Raw genomic sequence first — 18,543 nt, 5'->3', positions numbered from 1 at the left:
TCATGGCAGAAAAAATCATTATCGCAACTGAAAATGCCCCTGCGGCAATCGGTACTTATTCACAGGCGGTTAAAGTTGGCAGTACTGTGTATTTATCAGGCCAAATTCCGCTCGTACCGAGCACAATGCAAATTGTTAGCGACGATTTTGAAGCACAAGTTATGCAAGTCTTTGACAACCTAACGGCGGTTTGCACTGCTGCGGGTGGCACAATTAACGATATCGTGAAGTTAAATATCTTCCTGATTGATTTAAGCCACTTTGCAAAAGTGAATGAAATCATGAGCCGTTATTTTAGCCAGCCATACCCTGCGCGCGCAGCTATCGGCGTGAAGCAATTGCCAAAAGATTCGCAAGTTGAAATGGATGGCGTGATGGAGCTGTAGCTCATCTTCGCATCAACTCAACGAAAAGGCGCTACGGCGCCTTTTTTATTACCTTATAAAAACTCTCTGATATCCCCTGTTTATACTCTATTGTTATTTCACGCTCAGCTTGTCAGCTTAGTGTTCAAATTTTAAATGTTACAATTATGCAAAATATTTGCGCCACATCACAAAACTCGCCATACTGGACCAAGCCAAAAAACAATAAAGAACAGGGAATTGCCAATGGATACAGCGATTAAGACGCCAATTGAAATGCTGGCGCACTGGGCAAAAACTCAGGGAGATCAAATCTATTTACGCCAACCAATCAAGGGTCAATACCTTGATTTCACTTGGGGCGAGGTTCAAGAAAAGGTTCAACAATTAGCGGGCGCTTTACGCCACCTCGGTTTAGAGCCCGGTGATAAAGTTGCCGTGCTCTCTAAAAATTGTGCGGAATGGTTTATCACTGACCTTGCGTTAATGCTCGGTGGCTACATCAGCGTGCCGATATACCCTACAGCCAATACCGATACGATTCGCTTTGTATTACAGCACAGCGGCGCTAAAGCTATTTTTCTTGGTAAGCTCGATCACTGGGCCGACCAAGAAGCGGGTGTCGGCGGCGAGTTACTGCGCCTTGCGATGCCCTACGAGACAATGCCAGCCCAATATCGGTGGGATCAATTACTTAAGCTAGGTTCTCCGTTAATTGATGCGCCGCTGCCCACTCTAGATCAAGTGATGACACTCATCTATACCTCTGGCTCAACGGGTCAACCTAAGGGCGCACTTCAAACCTTCGCCAGCTATGGCTGGACCTGCCAAGCGGTAGTGCGTGATTTACGTACCGACGGCAACGACCGACTTTTATCCTATTTACCCTTAGCGCACATTACCGAACGTGTGGCGATTGAGGGTTCCTCTTTCTATTCAGGCAGTGTGGTCGCCTTCGTCGAGAGCCTCGACTCCTTTGTTGCCGATGTGCAGCGAGCCAAACCGACAGTTTTCTTCTCGGTACCGCGCTTATGGAGCCTGTTTCAAAAAAATATTATCGACAAAATTGGCGTGGGCAAACTCAACTTGCTGTTAAAAATTCCCTTGATCAGCAGCTTAGTGAAATACAAAATCCATAAAGGCTTAGGATTAAATCATTGCCGTTTACTGGGTTCTGGCTCAGCACCCATTCCGCCGTCACTGATCCACTGGTATCACAGCATTGGTCTTAATATCTGTGAAGCGTGGGGAATGACAGAAAACTGCGCCTATTCCATTATTAATTATCCCTTCGATGCCCGTAAAATTGGCAGCGTCGGCCGCCCTGTTGAGGATTGCTACATCCGCCAAGGTGAGGATGGAGAGTTACTGCTAAAAAGCCCCGGCTTAATGACGGCTTATTACCTACAACCAGAAGCGACTGCTGCAGCATTTGATGCCGACGGGTTTTTCCATACTGGCGATCTGTGTTCTATCGATGCCGATGGTTGTGTGACCATTACTGGCCGAGTCAAAGATAACTTTAAAACCGCCAAGGGCAAATATGTCGCGCCCGTACCTATCGAGCGTAAATTAGCCCAGGATCCGCATGTGGAGCTTATCTGCGTAATAGGCTCTGGTTTGCCACATCCCGTTGCGTTAGTGCAACTATCAGAAGGCGCAAACTTACAAGCACGCGAGGAAGTCCGTTCTTCGCTTAAGGCAACACTCGATAGTGTCAATCCACACTTAGAGTCCCACGAACATGTCGATGCGATTATAGTCGTTACCGAGCCTTGGACGATTGAAAACGACGCACTCACGCCGACACTAAAAATCAAACGCCATGTGCTTGAAAAAGCCTTTAGCGAGCGAGTGGACGGTGTTCGCGGCGCACAAGTGCGCTGGGAAGATGAGTTACCTAAAAAATAGTTAAACCAAAACAGTGACATGGCTAATATCAACCCGCCATTATGATAGAGCACGCTAACAGCGTGCTTTTTTATGACATAATCTGTCAAAGTACTACAGAATCAAGTATCATGCCGCCAGTCGATTAAGGGCATAGAGTCCTTTTACCATCCCACTTAAAACAGGTTTAACAGAGTCCTAAGATGCTAATTACATTATCTATTCTTGGTGGTTTTATTATTTTGACCCTAGGTGCAGAAGCCCTAGTCCGCGGTGCGAGCTCCATCGCACTACGCTTAGGTATTACACCACTTATCATAGGGTTAACGATTGTAGCCTTTGGTACTAGCGCACCAGAGTTGGCTGTAAGTGTTAAATCAGCACTGGCCGGCAACAGCGGTATTGCCTTAGGTAATGTCATTGGATCTAACATTGCTAACATAGGTTTGATTTTAGCGATCACAGCGCTTATCCGCCCTATTCAAGTACAATCCCAAGTCGTGAAACGCGATATCCCTTTGATGATATTGGCTTCAATGTTGTTCTGGGGACTCTTGTTAGATGGTGAACTGAGCCTAATTGATGGTGTGGTATTGCTATCATTACTTATCGGTTATTTAGCCTTTAGTTACATCAGCTCGAAAAATAGCAATGAAGAGGAAGAAATTGAAGCAGGTCCAAATAACCCATTACTTTCAGCCCTATTTATTGTTGTTGGTATTAGTATGTTGGTCGGCGGTGGTATTTTGTTTGTTAATGGCGCAGTAGACTTAGCTAAAACATTTGGCGTGAGTGAAGTCATTATCGGCCTAACTATCGTGGCAATTGGCACCAGTATGCCTGAATTAGTTACCTCAGTTATTGCGGCACTCAAAGGCCAAAGCGATATCGCTATCGGTAACATTGTCGGATCGAATATCTTTAATATTTTAGGCATTTTAGGTATCACGGCTATCGTGCAACCGGTATCGTCATTGGGCTTTCAGCCGATAGATTTTATCGTGATGCTGGCATTTGCAGTCATCATTTTACCTTTTGCTTGGACAGGTTTACGTATCGGCCGCCGCGAAGGCACCGTACTATTGCTAGGCTACTTAGGTTACATGGGTTATTTAGTTAACCAAGCTAGCACACAAGCTTTGGTTTAAAAGCAAAGCCAGCAAATAGCGATTAAAAACACCGGAATCATTTCGGTGTTTTGCTATCTATGCCTTACAAATTGGTATTAGTAAGGCTGCTAAACACCGTTTGATTTCTCCCTTATAACCCTTGAGATTGCCTTACGCTTATTCTCTGTTAATATATGTATAAATTCACAGTGATTGAGTGCTAACGACTTGCAGCAATTGGATCTTGTTCCGATCACCGACCTCAAAGGCGTCGCCAAAAAGGTCGCGGAGAAACTCGCAAAACTCGGCATCACAACAGTACAAGATCTGCTGTTTCATTTACCGCTGCGTTACGAAGATAGAACCCAAATTTATCCGATTGCCGCTCTAAGCCAAGGCGGTTATGGCACCGTAGAAGCACAAATCCAATCGACACAAATCATTCAAGGCCGCAAGCGCATGCTGGTCTGCAATGTGCGCGACGATACTGGCAGCTTAAGCCTGCGCTTTTTTAACTTTTCCGTCGCCCAGCGCAATGCCATGCAAAATGGTTTGATGATCCGCGCCTACGGTGAAGTCCGCCGTGGCAGCCATCAAGCCGAGATAGTGCATCCAGAATATAAAGTGGTACATCCAGGTGAAGATATTCAATTAAGCGATACGCTAACGCCAATTTATCCCACTACTGAAGGCTTAAAGCAGGCAAGTTGGCTAAAACTGACCGAGCAAGCTTTGGTATTGCTGGAAGATGGCGGCCTAACCGAGCTACTGCCACCACAGTTGCAACCAAACAACATCAGCCTTAAACAAGCGCTGCAGACGCTGCACCGTCCTCCTGCGGGGATATCACAATTTGATTTAGAGTTAGGCCAACACCCAGCACAGCAGCGACTCGTGCAGGAAGAATTACTCGCCCATAATCTCAGCATGTTACGTCTAAGACAGCGCAGTAATTTAGACGCCGCCGTCACCATGCCCGCTACGGGGCAGTTGCTCAACTCTTTCCTCGCTGCTTTGCCTTTTAAGCCCACCGGCGCCCAGCAAAGAGTGGTGGCCGATATAGGCAAAGATTTAGAAAAACCACACCCTATGATGCGTTTAGTGCAAGGGGATGTAGGTTCAGGTAAAACCTTAGTCGCGGCGATGGCAGCGCTGCAAGCGATTGAAAACGGGTATCAAGTTGCCATGATGGCACCAACTGAGTTACTAGCCGAGCAGCATGCAACTAACTTTGCCGCTTGGTTCGAGCCACTCGGACTTAAAGTCGGTTGGCTGGCGGGTAAGCTCAAGGGCAAGGTTAGAGCGCAATCATTAGAAGATATACAATCGGGCGCGGCGCAGATGGTGATTGGTACCCACGCAATATTCCAGCAGCATGTGGTCTTTAACAAACTCGCACTAATTATTATTGATGAGCAGCACAGATTCGGCGTACACCAACGCTTAGATCTGCGAGAAAAGGGCGTGAGTCAAGGGTTCCACCCGCATCAATTGATCATGACGGCAACGCCGATCCCCCGCACGCTGGCGATGACAGCCTACGCGGATCTCGATACCTCAATTATTGATGAGCTGCCTCCAGGGCGTACTCCTGTGACTACCGTGGCGATTGCCGATACGCGTCGCCAAGAAGTGCTCGAACGGGTACGCAACGCCGTCATCACAGATAAACGTCAGGCCTATTGGGTGTGTACTCTGATTGAGGAATCCGAAGTGCTCGAATGCCAAGCCGCCGAAGACACGGCCGAAGAACTGCGCCTCGCCTTGCCCGAATTAAATATTGGTCTAGTTCACGGGAGATTAAAAAGTGCTGAAAAACAGCAGATCATGGCCGATTTTAAAGCAGGAATTATCCATTTATTAGTCGCGACGACGGTAATTGAAGTCGGCGTTGACGTACCCAACTCTAGCCTAATGATCATCGAAAACCCTGAACGTTTAGGCTTAGCCCAACTGCATCAACTACGCGGACGAGTCGGTCGAGGCGCCATAGCAAGCCATTGTGTGTTACTCTACAAGGCGCCGCTAAGTCATACTGCAACCCAAAGGCTGAGTGTACTCAGGCAAAGTAATGATGGTTTTATCATAGCGCAAAAAGACTTAGAAATTCGTGGTCCAGGTGAAGTGCTAGGGACTAAACAAACGGGACTCGCCGAGCTTAAAATTGCTGATCTGGTGCGGGACCAAGCGTTAATCCCACACATTCAAAAACTGGCAAATCATGTGATGGCACAGGCACCTGAAAAGGTCGACGCGATTATCTTACGTTGGCTCGGCCATAGGCAACATTATGTGCAGGCTTAAGTTTTTAACTTAGGCCTCAAAGATAAGCTAAAGAAAAGTAATGTGCCTCGATAGTTAAAATAAATTGTTCATGTTCAGCTAAGCGCTATAGACAAGCGTATGGAAACTTGCAGAATAAACCAGTGGTACAAACATAACACCGCTCTTGCACGTTAATATTAGCGACATGTATTCACCAAGTTAACCTTAACACTCAAGCTAAGGATGTAAAATGCAAGTTAATCAAGATGATAGAATAGACCCTAAAGAAACGTCTTCTAGCAGTAATCGCTTCGCACTTTTGGCGATAGTGCTCGTTATTCTGCTTTCTGCAGGAGGATATTATTACTATAGTAATGATTCAGACTCACCCAAACTTATCCCGAATGCACCGATAGTGTTACCTGAAACGCCGTCGTCTGAGCCAATGACGCTCGAAAGTGCACCAGAGCCAGAAACCGAAGAGGTCGCGCCAGTAACACAAGAAACAGACAGCAGTAATACCAATACATCTGTCGTGCCTGAGCCTGAAGTGATAGCAGATCCCGTACCCGCATTGGCTGAAAGTGATACTTTCGTGCAACAAAAAGTCCTTGCGCTGATTAATAATAATGTGGTCGCATCTTCATTAGTACAACAGGATTTAGCCCGCCAATTTGTCGTATTTGTAGACAATTTAGCTCAAGGCGAATTAACCCGTAAGGTCAGCCCAATCAAAGGCCCAGAAAAACAGTTCACAGTTTCTGAAATCACTAATAAGGTGTATTTGAACCCAGAGGGTTTCCACCGATACGATGCTTATGTTGATTCAATCGTCAAAATGGACGAACAAAGCTTAATGGCTACTTATAAGCAAATGACGCCCATGCTAGAAGAGGCCTTTAGCGAACTCGGCTACAGTAATGCCAAATTCAACGACAGAATGCTACAGGCTATTAAATTGTTACTAGCGGCACCTATTATTGAAGACCCCATTGAATTAAGCTCGATTAGTGTTAACTATCAATTTGTTGACCCTAATTTAGAGGCGCTACCTAGCGCACAAAAATTGCTCATCCGCATGGGGCCAGAAAATACTCGCAAACTCAAAGTCGCGTTACGCAAGTTAGAGAACCAACTCGCGCAGTAGACTCTTTGTCATAAATTATCGAGTTAACCGTAAAAGGCGCTGCAGGCGCCTTTTTTTATTTTTATGCTGGCCTAGATTTTGAATATTGTCACCACAGTAAAGATTGTTGAGCAAGATCCATTTAGCGGTTGAAATTAGCAACATATACTTTCAATCTATTAACCCACTCGATGCAAATGGTTTCATAAAAATGAAGGTCTTAGTGTAGAATAGCCGTGCTGTAGAGGGTTAAAACTTGCGTTTTCAACATGCTTAAACCTAACTGTGGTGAGTCAATCCATCCATGTTCTAACTTATAGGTTAGGGATAACTAAGACAGCTTAAATTAAGTGTCGAGGCAAAGTAGTGCAACTAACATTCAGCATTTTATCTTGGGGCGCATGGGCTCCCCAATATCAGCACCACCAGAGCTGGCGTGATTGGCGCAAAAGTTCGGCTGAATCGACATTGACGATAAGCTCATCCAAGCAAGACAACCGCTCTCCCGCCCTAACGCACATCCCTGCTATGCAGCGCCGCCGTTTTAGTCGCTTAACTAAAATGATGTTAGACGTGAGTTTTCAATGCAAGGCACCTGTCAATTGCCGTTCTATTTTTTCTTCGCGCCACGGTGAATTACCCCGTACTATCGGTTTACTCGAAGACATTATTGCCAAACAGCCATTATCTCCCTTAGGATTTAGCCAATCAGTGCACAATACGGCTAGCGGTATTTTTGGCATAGTGATGAAAAATACCACCCAGTCGACCTCGGTGGCAGCAGGAACAGAAACCCTATCGCAAGCGATGGTTGAGGCTTTCGCTCAGTTGCATCAATCTACTGAACCACTATTATTGGTGTTTGGCGATGATCCTGTGCCGCCGGTATACGATGAATTTACTCAAGAATTTGAGCTTCCCTTGGCGCTCGGCTTTATACTCGCGCCCTTTGATGCCAAGGCATCAGTCAAGCTCACAGTAAGCCCGCTATCCAGTGAGGCATCATCAAAGCTTAATCCTTTGACCTATGGCGAATTTATTCACGCCCTAGCGACATCACAAAATATTTCAGGCTGCTTATCTCGATGGTATTGGCGCTTAGAACATGTCTAAACCCCTGCGCAGTCAAGAGCATTTTGAGCTAAACGTGGCAAACACTTTGCCCGAACCTCGCCGCACAGGATTGCATTATCTGTCACGTTGGTTAGGTGGTGTAAGTTGTTATATTACCTTTGGTTTAGGCGGTTTATTCAGCTCGTTAACTATTCTGCCGCTACTGCGTTGTTGGCCGGGTACACCTGAGGAGCGGGTTATTCGGGTACAAAAAGCCGTGCATATTATGTTCAAAGGCTTTGTCGCTATGCTCACTTGGGCTGGCGTGATCAAAGTCAGCTGCCATAATGCGCAAACATTACATGCTGCCAGAGGCATTATTGTTATCGCCAATCATCCCAGCTTAGTTGATGTGGTGGTACTAATAAGCCTAATGCCTAATGCAGGCTGCATCGTCAAGCAAGGCTTATGGCGCAATCCGTTTTTGCGTGGCGCCTTATCCTGCGCGGGTTATATTCCTAATCGCGGCGCGGAACTCCTGCTAGAAGATTGCCGCGAAGTACTGGCTAGAGGCACCAATTTAATTATCTTCCCTGAGGGTACGCGCACGGTTGTCGGTCAGGTAATTAACCCCTTTGCCCGCGGCGCCGCCAATATTGCTCTAAGGGTCGAAGTAGATATTTTACCTGTGGTGCTACGTACCAACGTGCGCGGTTTGACAAAGGATCAACCTTGGTATGAGATCCCAAGACAGACCATAGGGATGGCCGTTGAAATCGGCGCAATCGTTTCTTACCAAAAGTACCAAACAGCTTTAGGTGAACAGGCAAAAATGGCCCGACAATTAACCCGGGATCTTGAGCATTATTATAAACAACAACTAGAACATACTTATGAACTTAAACAATGAAATAAAGCAGTTAATCATCGATTGTCTCGATTTAGAAGATGTCAGTATTGATGATATCCAAACCGATGCGCCGCTGTTTGGCGAAGGTCTAGGTTTAGATTCTATCGACGCCCTCGAGCTGGGTTTAGCTATTAAGAAAAAATTTGATATCAAAATCGAAGCTAATTCTGATGCGACTAAGGCCCATTTTAACAGTGTTGCCAGCTTAGCTCGTTTTATCGAATCACAGCGTCCATAGGAGAGGAATATGCAAAGTCGTGAACAAATCCTCGCGATGCTGACCACTATTTTAGTGGACGAATTCGAAATAGATGCTGGTGCGATAACGCCAGAAGCGAATCTGTACAAAGAACTCGATCTAGACAGTATCGATGCCGTCGATCTGGTGATTAAACTACAGCAGCTGACGGGCAAAAAAATTAAACCCGATGACTTTAAATCAGTACGCACCATCAACGATGTGGTTAATGCCATCGAAGGTTTAGTGAAAGACTAATGCGCGCCTTGCTACAGGTATTAACCGCCCTAACCTTATTGGCCTATCCGCTGGCGGTATATTTAGGGCTGAATTATTTACCTGCTGGCACCATAGCATTAGTACTGTGTTTATTACTGACAGTGCGTTTAATACTACAAAAGCAAAAGGTTAAGACGTTAGTTTTACCATTACTAGTGGGGATTGGGCTCACCGCAGGCAGTTATCTGACAAAGCGCAGCGACTGGCTACTGTATTACCCTGTGGTAATTAATCTTACTATGCTGGCACTGTTCAGTTACTCGCTGCACAAAGGCCCTTGCATGATAGAGCGTTTAGCCCGCTTAAAAGAACCCGATTTACCGGATGAAGCCATACCTTATCTTAAAAAAGTCACCCTACTTTGGTGCGGCTTATTTATCTTAAATGGCACGATAGCGGCGTATACCGCTGGCTTTACTCGCTTAGCAACCTGGACCTTGTATAACGGTTTGATTGCATACGTACTCATGGGACTACTCCTCGGTGGGGAGTGGTTATATCGCAGCTTTTGGTTGAAGAAAACATGACACAGCTACTCAAAAAATGGTTAACCCAAGGGCCCTTTGCCCAACAACTAATAAGCTTTAATCACCACGACCTTGTCACAGGTGCATTATTTACCAATCAAGTGGCGTATTTTTACGAGCAGCTGCTCGCTGCGCCCGAGAAAAAATGGCTACTCGCCAGTGATGCCAGTGATCTGTTTGCCGTGGGTTTGTGTGCTGCGCTTTTAGCAGGTAAAGAAATCATCCTGCCCGCCAACATACAAACGGGCACGCTCAGCGAGTTAACGCACGAGTTTGATGGCATATTGTCTGACAAGCCACTGTGCGAAAGTCACGCTTTTATTTTGCTGAAAAAAGAGCTGAGCCTACCTAATAAACCTTGGCCAGCCAGTGAAGCAATGGGCGACTTAGTGTTATTTACCTCTGGTAGCAGCGGCGAACCTAAAGCGATTCGCAAAACACTGACACAATTAGATATTGAAGTGTCCGTGCTCGAACACACCTTTGCCGAGCACTTACCCCATTGCAGCGTGATTTCAACGGTTTCGCACCAGCATATTTATGGCCTGTTATTTAAAATATTATGGCCATTAGCTGCCAGTCGGCCATTTTTAAGCGAGCAGATTGAATACCCAGAAACCCTAAGTTATTACACAGCCTTGCTACCTAACTTATGTTTAATCAGTAGCCCTGCCCAGCTATCGCGCCTACCTAAAGCGTTAGAGCACGAAAGACAACTGCGCTCACCCAGCTTAGTGTTTAGCTCAGGCGGGCCATTAAGTTTTGCCGCCGCAACAGGCATTAACCAATGCTATGGCCACCTACCGATTGAAATCTTTGGTAGTACAGAAACTGGCGGCATTGCCTATCGTCGCCAGCATGAGGCGGATGAGCCTTGGCAAGTTTTCGACAGAATTTTGATAGATCAAGATCTTACCGATGGCGCCTTGTTGCTTAAATCACCCTATTTGGCGGATGATGAATGGCTGCGCTGCGAAGATAAAATCGAACCGACTGAAAATGGTCAGTTTAGACTCAAAGGCCGACTCGATCGCATTGTTAAAATTGAAGAAAAACGTCTATCGCTGGCACAAATGGAAACGCTTATGTGCAGCCATGCCTATGTTGAGCAGACCGCACTGGTGATATTGCCGCAGTTTAAATCCCAACTGGGCGCGGTGATTACTCTGTCTGAGCTCGGGCGTAAAGTGCTACAAGAGCAAGGTAAGCTCAGCATTAACAATGCCCTAAAAGCACATTTACTGGCTCAATTTGAACGAGTCACACTGCCACGTCGCTGGCGTTATCCCGATATTTTACCGTTGAGCACTCAGGGTAAGCGTGTCACTACCGAGTTAGTCGAGTTATTTAATCATGATTAAATCGAATTTACCGCCAATCCTATATACCAATATCGGCATTGATAATATTGAATTACGTCTATTAATCACTGCCGAGATTGAGTCTTTTAATGGTCATTTTCCCGAGCAAGCCGTGCTGCCGGGTGTGACTCAATTAGATTGGGCGGTGCGCTTAGGCTGTGAGCATTTTGGTTATGCTGAGGCGGTGGCCCATCTTGAAGTGTTGAAGTTTCAGCAACTCATTCTGCCGGGCCAAGAAGTTACCTTAAGCATTCACAATAATGCCGCTAAAGGTAAACTCACCTTTGCTTACCGCGATGGCGATAAGCTCTACGCCTCAGGCCGTATTGTCTTGGATACCCAGTCCTCTCAAAGCGATGAGGCGAGCCAGTGCTAACGCCATCTAGCGACAAAGACCTAACTGTGCCAGCGCCAATCAAGCTTGCCTTGGTGATCCCAAATTACAATCACAACGCCGCCATAGCTCAAACCTTAGCAGAGCTTGCCCCGCTTAATTTACCCTGTTATTTGATAGACGATGGCAGCAATGACGAAACTCGCTATTTACTACAAGCCTTAGCCCAACAATATACTTGGGTGACATTGCTGCAACATCCCTACAATCGTGGCAAGGGCGCAGCGGTCATCACAGGTCTACGCCGTGCCTACCGCGATGGTTTTAGCCATATATTGCAAGTCGATGCCGATGGCCAACATGATCTAAGCGATATTCCGGCGATGATATCAAAGGCGCAGACTAAACCCGCGGCATTGATATCTGGTAAACCCCAATACGATGACTCTGTGCCTAAGGCGCGCTTTTATGGTCGTTATCTCACCCATTTTTGGGTATGGATAGAAACCTTAAGCTTTGATATTCAAGATTCTATGTGTGGCTTTCGCGTTTATCCGCTCGCCGCCACTGAGCATTTACTACGCCAACACGCATTAACGGAACACATGGATTTTGATATCGAAATCCTCGTCAAACTCTACTGGCAAGGGGTGGAGATTTTATTCCAGCCGACTAAGGTGATTTATCCCGAAGGCGGGGTCAGCCATTTTAAAGCGATAGCCGATAACGTGCGTATCACTAAGCTGCATACTAAATTGTTTTTTGGCATGTTAAAACGCCTGCCTTGGCTGCTAAAACGTAAGCTGTCGCAACATACCGCGCTAATTCCCGATAATTTATTAGAGACAAAAGTGACCTCAGCCCATTGGTCTGATATGAAAGAGCGCGGCAGTTATTGGGGCATAAAACTGTTAGTGCAGAGCTATCGAATTGGCGGTCATTGGTTATGCCGCACCATTATGTATCCTGTAATTTGTTATTTCTTTCTCACGGGTAAAATCGCCCGCGAAGCGTCATTACATTTTCTACGCCGCGTGCAAAAACTTGAACCACAACATCCAAAGCTCAATAACCCCGTAGGCTGGCGCGATAGCTTGAATCACTTTTTAGCCTTTGGAAATGCCGCACTCGATAGAATTGATGCTTGGTGCGATCGCATCCAATTAAGTCAAGTTGATTTCCCCGGCCGCCAACTCATAGTCGACCAACTCGAAAGCGGTAAAGGCGCCGTGTTATTGGTGTCTCATCTGGGTAATTTAGAGCTTTGCCGCGCGATATCCATCCACCAGCGCAAGATCAAAGTGAATGTGATGGTATTAACCAACCATGCCGAAAACTTTAATAAGGTACTCAAACAGTTAAATCCAGAGAGTACGCTCAATCTGATCCAAGTGACTGAGCTTAATCCCGCGACGTCTATGCTGTTACAACAAAAGATAGAAGACGGCGAGTTAGTCGTGATCGCGGGCGATAGAACCTCATCGAACACACAAAACCGCGTCATATACGCACCGTTTATGGGCCAAGATGCGGCGTTTCCCCAAGGGCCTTTTATTCTTGCTGGGTTACTCGATTGCCCAGTATTTTTAATGTTTTGCCTGCGGGAACAGGGGCGTTATCGGGTACATGTAGAACACTTCGCCCAGACACTTAAAGGCCCAAGAGCAGGCAGGATGGACAGGTTACAGCAGGCCGTTCATCGCTATAGCGAGCGCTTAGAATATTTCGCCCGACGCGAGCCATTGCAATGGTTTAACTTTTTCGATTTTTGGCGAAAAGACAGCGAACCGCAACACACTCGTAATCACTCAATCCAAGCAGAAGCATCAGCGCAAGCTCACAAGACCGACAGGACGCAGCATCCATGAGTCACACCGAAGCAGCCGACTCAAAGAGTCAATCAGACATACAGACTGTTGAGGTCGGCCGTCAATTTCTCAAATTAGAACAAGTGGTTGCCGTTGCCAAGGGCGCGCCAGTCAAGCTCTGTGACGATGCTGATTATCAAGAATATATTCAGAAAGGTGCGCGCTTTATCGATAGTCTGCTTCACGAAGAAGGTGTGGTTTATGGCGTTACTACAGGCTACGGCGACTCTTGCACTGTCAATGTGAGCTTAGATTTAGTCCACGAATTACCGCTACATTTAACCCGTTTCCATGGCTGCGGGTTAGGGGAAACCTTAAGCACAATGCAGGCTCGCGCCGTAATGGCGTGTCGCTTAAATTCCTTAGCCATTGGTAAATCGGGCGTCACCTATGAGCTATTAAAGCGCATCGAAACCTTGCTCAATCTTAATATTGTGCCAGTGATCCCAGAGGAAGGTTCCGTTGGTGCCAGCGGGGATTTAACGCCGTTGTCGTATCTGGCCGCCGTGTTAGTCGGTGAGCGCGAAGTGATGTATCAAGGTCAGCGCCAAGCGACTCAAGATGTGTACGCCAAACTCAATATTACCCCGCACGTACTACGACCAAAAGAAGGTTTAGCCTTGATGAACGGCACTGCGGTGATGACGGCATTGGCCTGTTTAGCCTTTGATCGCGCCCAATATCTTGCCCGCTTAAGTAGCCGCATTACCGCTATGGCTTCGTTAACGTTAAAAGGCAACTCGAACCATTTTGATGAAATCTTATTTGCCGCCAAACCGCATCCGGGACAAAACCAAATCGCCACTTGGATACGGGAAGATTTAAATCACCACGAACATCCGCGCAATTCGGACAGGCTGCAGGACAGATATTCCATCCGCTGCGCACCGCACATTATCGGCGTGTTGCAGGATGCGCTGCCCTTTATGCGCCAATTTATCGAGACCGAAGTCAACAGCGCCAACGACAACCCGATTGTAGACGGCGAAGGCGAGCATATTCTTCACGGTGGTCATTTTTACGGTGGCCATATCGCCTTTGCGATGGACTCACTCAAAAATACGGTGGCGAACTTGGCCGATCTTATCGATCGCCAAATGGCATTGGTGATGGATCCTAAATTTAACAATGGGTTACCCGCCAATTTATCTGGCTCAACCGGCCCGCGCCGCGCGATTAATCATGGTTTTAAAGCCGTGCAAATTGGCGTATCGGCGTGGACAGCAGAAGCGCTAAAACACACTATGCCCGCTAGCGTGTTCTCCCGCTCAACCGAATGCCACAACCAAGACAAGGTGAGTATGGGCACAATAGCCGCCCGTGACTGCATGCGCGTATTGCAATTAACCGAGCAAGTCGCCGCTGCTGCTTTGCTTGCTATGACTCAAGGCATTGGTCTGCGTATCTCACAAAATGAGTTAGATGAAGCTTCACTCACGCCATCACTGGCGAAAACCCTCGCCCAAGTGCGCGCCGATTTTGAGACCTTAATTGAAGATAGGCCGCTCGAAGCCGTACTGCGTCAAACCATAGCTAAAATCCAAGCGGGAGAATGGGAAGTATGCCGATGAAATCACTACTCAGTGTCGACATAGAAATACAAATCCCCTTCCACGATGTGGATTCAATGGGGATCACTTGGCATGGCAATTATCTACGCTATTTTGAGATTGCCCGCTGTAAACTGCTCGACGAATTAGGCTACAATTATCGACAAATGCAGGCGTCAAACTATGTTTGGCCAATTATTGATTTGCAGATTAAGTACGTCAAAGCCAGCATCTTCGAGCAAAAAATAATCGTACGTGCCGAGTTAGTTGAGTGGGAAAACCGCTTAAAAATCAATTATCAAATTCGCGATGTTGAAACAGGGGCGCGCATTACTAAGGGTTATACGATTCAAGCGGCGGTCGATATGACCACCCAAGAATTGTGCTTTGTTACCCCTGAGGTGTTCCGTGACAAAATAGCCACTCTGCTCGCTAAGGTTGAAGACTAATGAACGCCTTGCTAACACGCATCAAGCTTGGGTTTATCCTGTGTTTTACCGGCCTTTTACTATCAACATCCGTCAAAGCCGATACGCCGACAACAGCGATTTCTGCCAGCGCTTATCAAACGCTTTTCAGCCAAAACGCAGATAAAACCCAGCTTATAACCCTGAGCCAAAAGCTCAATTTGGGCGAAACAGTACGAGGCCACTTTGTGCAATCTCGGCAGTTAAAGGTGCTTAAAAAGCCGTTAATCAGCCAAGGGCAGTTTATCTTCGATCAGACCCAAGGGCTGATTTGGCAGCAGATAACGCCTTTTGAGTCGCTACTGATTTTAAAAGATAAACAACTTATTCAGCGTGACAGCCAAGGTAGAGTACAAATCAGCAAGGCCGATGCTTCAGCGAGCGCCGCCGCTATGGGCGATTTATTGCCCAATCTAGTGCGAGCTATGCTCGTCGGTGATATTTCTGGTTTAAGCGAAAACTTCGAACTGCACTGTCTCATTACAGACAAGTTAAACACAGAGAGGTTGAGCACAGACGGTCAATGGCAATTAGGCTTAACGCCCAAAGATCCCTTAATGAAGAAAGCCATCGCCAATATGGTGTTAGAGGGTAGCGATGTGTTGCAATCCTTAGTGTTGCTTAGCGCCGCACCGAGTGTGAGCACGCAGGATATGACCCGCATCGACTTTAGTGCGCTTTCCCAAGGTAAACTCAGCGAAACCGAATTGACGCAGTATGCTGTGGCGATAGAGGCAAATAAACCTTAACCATGGCCACCAACTTCGCCGCGCGCGCGAATCAAGCGCTAATGCAATCCTCTCCTAAGTGGCGTCTGGCTATTTGGCTGTTGTTAATGTTGTCGGCCAGTTTATGGTCACTACAACTTTGGCAAAATGGCGCACGTATACAAAGCGATATTCTGGCGATGTTGCCACATTTACAGCAGGACAAACTTACTGAACGCGCACTTAACCAAGTTGAGGCCACGCTCGCCGATCAAGTCTATATTGCGCTCATAACTAAAGACGAAACCACAGCCATAGCCGCCGCGAAGCTAATGATGCAACAACTTGCAGCTGACAGCCTTGGAGCGAACAATAACGGCGCGCTAACCGATATCCGCAGCGCCGATATGCAGCTCGGTGAAGCACTAGGACAATACTATTTCCCCTATAGATTTAAATTACTGGCAGCGTCGCAAGCTGAAGCATTAGCAACGCAAGATATGGGAAGTCTGATAGAGGCAGCTACAGCGCAGCTTTACAACGCCTTTGGTTATGCCAATAGCAACTTGCTTGCCCAAGATCCACTATTGTTATTCCCCGCTAACTTACTCGCCCTCGTACCAAGTTCAAAAGTCAGAGCCAGCCAAGGGATACTGCTGGCTAACCAAGGCGATAAGATGGCGGCGGTTGTTATAGCAAAGGGGCGAGAAAGCGCCTTTAATCCCAATGCACAATTAGCGCAGATAACGCAATTAAATCAAGCATTAGATTCAGTGAAACAACGCTATCCCGATGTCACAATGCTAAAAGCCGGTGCCCTGTTTCACGCCCTTGCGGCAACGCAAACCGCTAAGAGTGAAATATCGATTCTTGGTCTTGCATCCTTACTTGGGGTGATAGCCTTGGTCTGGTTGGCGTTTCGCTCTGTGATGCCACTGCTATTAGCAATCGTCACTATTTCCAGCGGGCTATTATTGGCGGTGACTTTTACCTTAAGCGTTTTTGGCGAACTGCATTTACTCACCTTAGTATTTGGCACTAGTTTGATTGGCATCGCCATCGATTACAGTTTTCATTTTTACTGCGAACGCTTAAGCGATACCGATCGTAGCGCACAGGCTACCGTGGCGTACATTTTTCCGACGGTGACACTCGCCTTTGTCACCAGTGCTTTGGCTTACGTCGGCATAGGTTTAGCGCCGTTTCCCGGCATGCAGCAAGTGGCTACCTTCTGCGCCGCTGGGCTGCTCGGGGCCTATCTCACTCTCATTCTCGCCTATCCGCAGCTCGCGGGGAGTCGTTTACCATCTGGCTCCCGTCCATTAGCGTTAGCGGGGAAGTACCTTGTCAACCTCACTCAGTTATCCAACAGATTGACCACGCCTTTAGGCGTAGGTTGCTTTGTTCTAGTCATATTTTTTTGCTTCGTGGCAGGGTTAACTCAACTTAAAGTCGATGACGATATTCGCCATTTGCAACAAAGTCCTGCGAGCGTGACTGAGCCAGAAAACCAGCTACGCCAGCTACTCAGCGGCGGCACAGATAATCAATTCTTACTGGTACGCGCCGCGAGTGAAGAAGCACTGCTGCAACAGCTTGAGCGAGTGTCGCTACTGCTCGATGCCGCTATCGCTAACCAAGAGTTAGGCAACTACGTCAGCCTCAGTCGGTATCTGCCCAGCCATCAAAGGCAAAACACGGCTTATCGCTTACAGGGTGAAATCTATCAAAATCAGATAGATACTGTGCTCACAAGCCTTGGATTGGATGAGAATTTAAAGCCAGAGCTGCAAGCAAGCTACTTAGCAGCTAAAGAGCAATATATCGCCCCAGCAGATTTCTTTAAGCTAAAGGCAGGCAAGCAACTCGCACCGCTGTGGCTCGCACCAAATGGCAACGCCACCGACTATGACGCGCTAAATGATGGCGGCGCGAGCACTGAGCATGGCGCTATTGTCTTACTTGGCGGCATTCAGCAGATCGATGCGCTCAAGGCGCGTTTTACCTCAACTGCAAACGTACACCTTATCGATAAAGTTGCCGATATTTCCGCGGTTATGGGCCACTACCGACTATTAACGCTAAAGTTATTAGCCCTCGCACTGGTAATAGCACTGTTACTGTTTAGCCTGAATTTCGGTTTTAAAAAAGCGACTGTCGTAGTCGCGGTTCCGGCCCTTGCCGCTCTACTGACGCTTGCAACCTTAGGCTTAATAGGCTCACCACTGAGTCTGTTCCATGCACTCGCACTCATTTTAGTTTTCGGGATTGGGATAGACTACAGCTTGTTTTTCGCCTCGGCCAAAAACCATGGTAAGGCGGTGATGATGGCTGTATTTATGTCGGCCTGCTCGACCTTACTGGCCTTTGGCTTACTCGCTTTTAGCCAGACCCAAGCAATTCATTATTTTGGCTTAACGCTGTCGCTGGGTATCGGTTTTACCTTCTTACTTTCGCCACTGATTTTGACGACTCAAAAATCCTGATATCGACA

General features: G+C 47.0%; 17 protein-coding genes. All 17 read left to right on the top strand.

Annotated features, from left to right (window positions below; all coding sequences use genetic code 11):
• Positions 1 to 2 precede the first annotated feature (2 nt).
• The 17 genes from L2717_RS05495 (at position 3) to L2717_RS05415 (ending at position 18,535) form a co-directional block, all read left to right on the top strand.
• Complete coding sequence (locus L2717_RS05495) at positions 3 to 386, top strand: RidA family protein (RefSeq protein WP_220771916.1); 384 nt, start codon at positions 3 to 5, stop codon at positions 384 to 386.
• 225 nt (positions 387 to 611) lie between these two features.
• Positions 612 to 2,276, top strand: coding sequence for an AMP-binding protein (locus L2717_RS05490; RefSeq protein ID WP_220771917.1), 1,665 nt, complete (start codon positions 612 to 614; stop codon positions 2,274 to 2,276).
• 182 nt (positions 2,277 to 2,458) lie between these two features.
• A complete protein-coding gene (locus L2717_RS05485; protein ID WP_220771918.1) occupies positions 2,459 to 3,403 on the top strand; it encodes a calcium/sodium antiporter in 945 nt (314 codons plus the stop codon).
• Positions 3,404 to 3,592: 189 nt separating this feature from the next.
• Positions 3,593 to 5,668 (top strand): ATP-dependent DNA helicase RecG, encoded by a 2,076-nt coding sequence (gene recG, locus L2717_RS05480; protein WP_220771990.1) that lies wholly within the window; start codon positions 3,593 to 3,595, stop codon positions 5,666 to 5,668.
• 211 nt (positions 5,669 to 5,879) lie between these two features.
• Positions 5,880 to 6,776 (top strand): DUF3014 domain-containing protein, encoded by an 897-nt coding sequence (locus tag L2717_RS05475; protein WP_220771919.1) that lies wholly within the window; start codon positions 5,880 to 5,882, stop codon positions 6,774 to 6,776.
• 345 nt (positions 6,777 to 7,121) lie between these two features.
• Positions 7,122 to 7,868 (top strand): beta-ketoacyl synthase chain length factor, encoded by a 747-nt coding sequence (locus tag L2717_RS05470; RefSeq protein WP_220771920.1) that lies wholly within the window; start codon positions 7,122 to 7,124, stop codon positions 7,866 to 7,868.
• Complete coding sequence (locus L2717_RS05465; RefSeq protein WP_220771921.1) at positions 7,861 to 8,718, top strand: lysophospholipid acyltransferase family protein; 858 nt, start codon at positions 7,861 to 7,863, stop codon at positions 8,716 to 8,718. The genes L2717_RS05470 and L2717_RS05465 overlap by 8 nt, the downstream gene beginning before the upstream one ends.
• Positions 8,702 to 8,956, top strand: coding sequence for a phosphopantetheine-binding protein (locus L2717_RS05460; RefSeq protein WP_220771923.1), 255 nt, complete (start codon positions 8,702 to 8,704; stop codon positions 8,954 to 8,956). Before L2717_RS05465 ends, L2717_RS05460 begins: the two co-directional genes overlap by 17 nt.
• Positions 8,957 to 8,965: 9 nt before the next feature.
• On the top strand, positions 8,966 to 9,214 hold the full coding sequence (locus L2717_RS05455; RefSeq protein WP_220771924.1) for an acyl carrier protein: 249 nt from the start codon (positions 8,966 to 8,968) through the stop codon (positions 9,212 to 9,214).
• A complete protein-coding gene (locus L2717_RS05450; RefSeq protein ID WP_220771926.1) occupies positions 9,214 to 9,762 on the top strand; it encodes a COG4648 family protein in 549 nt (182 codons plus the stop codon). The genes L2717_RS05455 and L2717_RS05450 overlap by 1 nt, the downstream gene beginning before the upstream one ends.
• Positions 9,759 to 11,123: an AMP-binding protein gene (locus L2717_RS05445; protein ID WP_220771928.1), complete on the top strand. Its 1,365-nt coding sequence runs from the start codon at positions 9,759 to 9,761 to the stop codon at positions 11,121 to 11,123. Before L2717_RS05450 ends, L2717_RS05445 begins: the two co-directional genes overlap by 4 nt.
• Positions 11,116 to 11,499 (top strand): ApeI family dehydratase, encoded by a 384-nt coding sequence (locus L2717_RS05440; RefSeq protein ID WP_220771930.1) that lies wholly within the window; start codon positions 11,116 to 11,118, stop codon positions 11,497 to 11,499. The genes L2717_RS05445 and L2717_RS05440 overlap by 8 nt, the downstream gene beginning before the upstream one ends.
• On the top strand, positions 11,493 to 13,325 hold the full coding sequence (locus L2717_RS05435; protein WP_220771932.1) for a glycosyltransferase family 2 protein: 1,833 nt from the start codon (positions 11,493 to 11,495) through the stop codon (positions 13,323 to 13,325). The genes L2717_RS05440 and L2717_RS05435 overlap by 7 nt, the downstream gene beginning before the upstream one ends.
• The gene (locus L2717_RS05430; RefSeq protein ID WP_220771934.1) at positions 13,322 to 14,896 is read left to right on the top strand and encodes an HAL/PAL/TAL family ammonia-lyase; all 1,575 of its coding nucleotides are present in this window, start codon (positions 13,322 to 13,324) and stop codon (positions 14,894 to 14,896) included. Before L2717_RS05435 ends, L2717_RS05430 begins: the two co-directional genes overlap by 4 nt.
• Positions 14,893 to 15,324: an acyl-CoA thioesterase gene (locus L2717_RS05425; protein ID WP_220771936.1), complete on the top strand. Its 432-nt coding sequence runs from the start codon at positions 14,893 to 14,895 to the stop codon at positions 15,322 to 15,324. Before L2717_RS05430 ends, L2717_RS05425 begins: the two co-directional genes overlap by 4 nt.
• Positions 15,324 to 16,091, top strand: a complete 768-nt coding sequence (locus tag L2717_RS05420) for an outer membrane lipoprotein carrier protein LolA (protein ID WP_220771938.1) — start codon at positions 15,324 to 15,326, stop codon at positions 16,089 to 16,091. The genes L2717_RS05425 and L2717_RS05420 overlap by 1 nt, the downstream gene beginning before the upstream one ends.
• A 2-nt stretch (positions 16,092 to 16,093) precedes the next feature.
• Positions 16,094 to 18,535, top strand: a complete 2,442-nt coding sequence (locus L2717_RS05415; protein WP_220771939.1) for an MMPL family transporter — start codon at positions 16,094 to 16,096, stop codon at positions 18,533 to 18,535.
• Positions 18,536 to 18,543: the final 8 nt, after the last annotated feature.

This window comes from Shewanella glacialipiscicola (assembly GCF_023283485.1).
Classification (GTDB): domain Bacteria; phylum Pseudomonadota; class Gammaproteobacteria; order Enterobacterales; family Shewanellaceae; genus Shewanella; species Shewanella glacialipiscicola.
The sequence above is the reverse complement of the archived record's forward strand: the minus strand, read 5'-3'. Positions and strand labels throughout refer to the sequence as shown.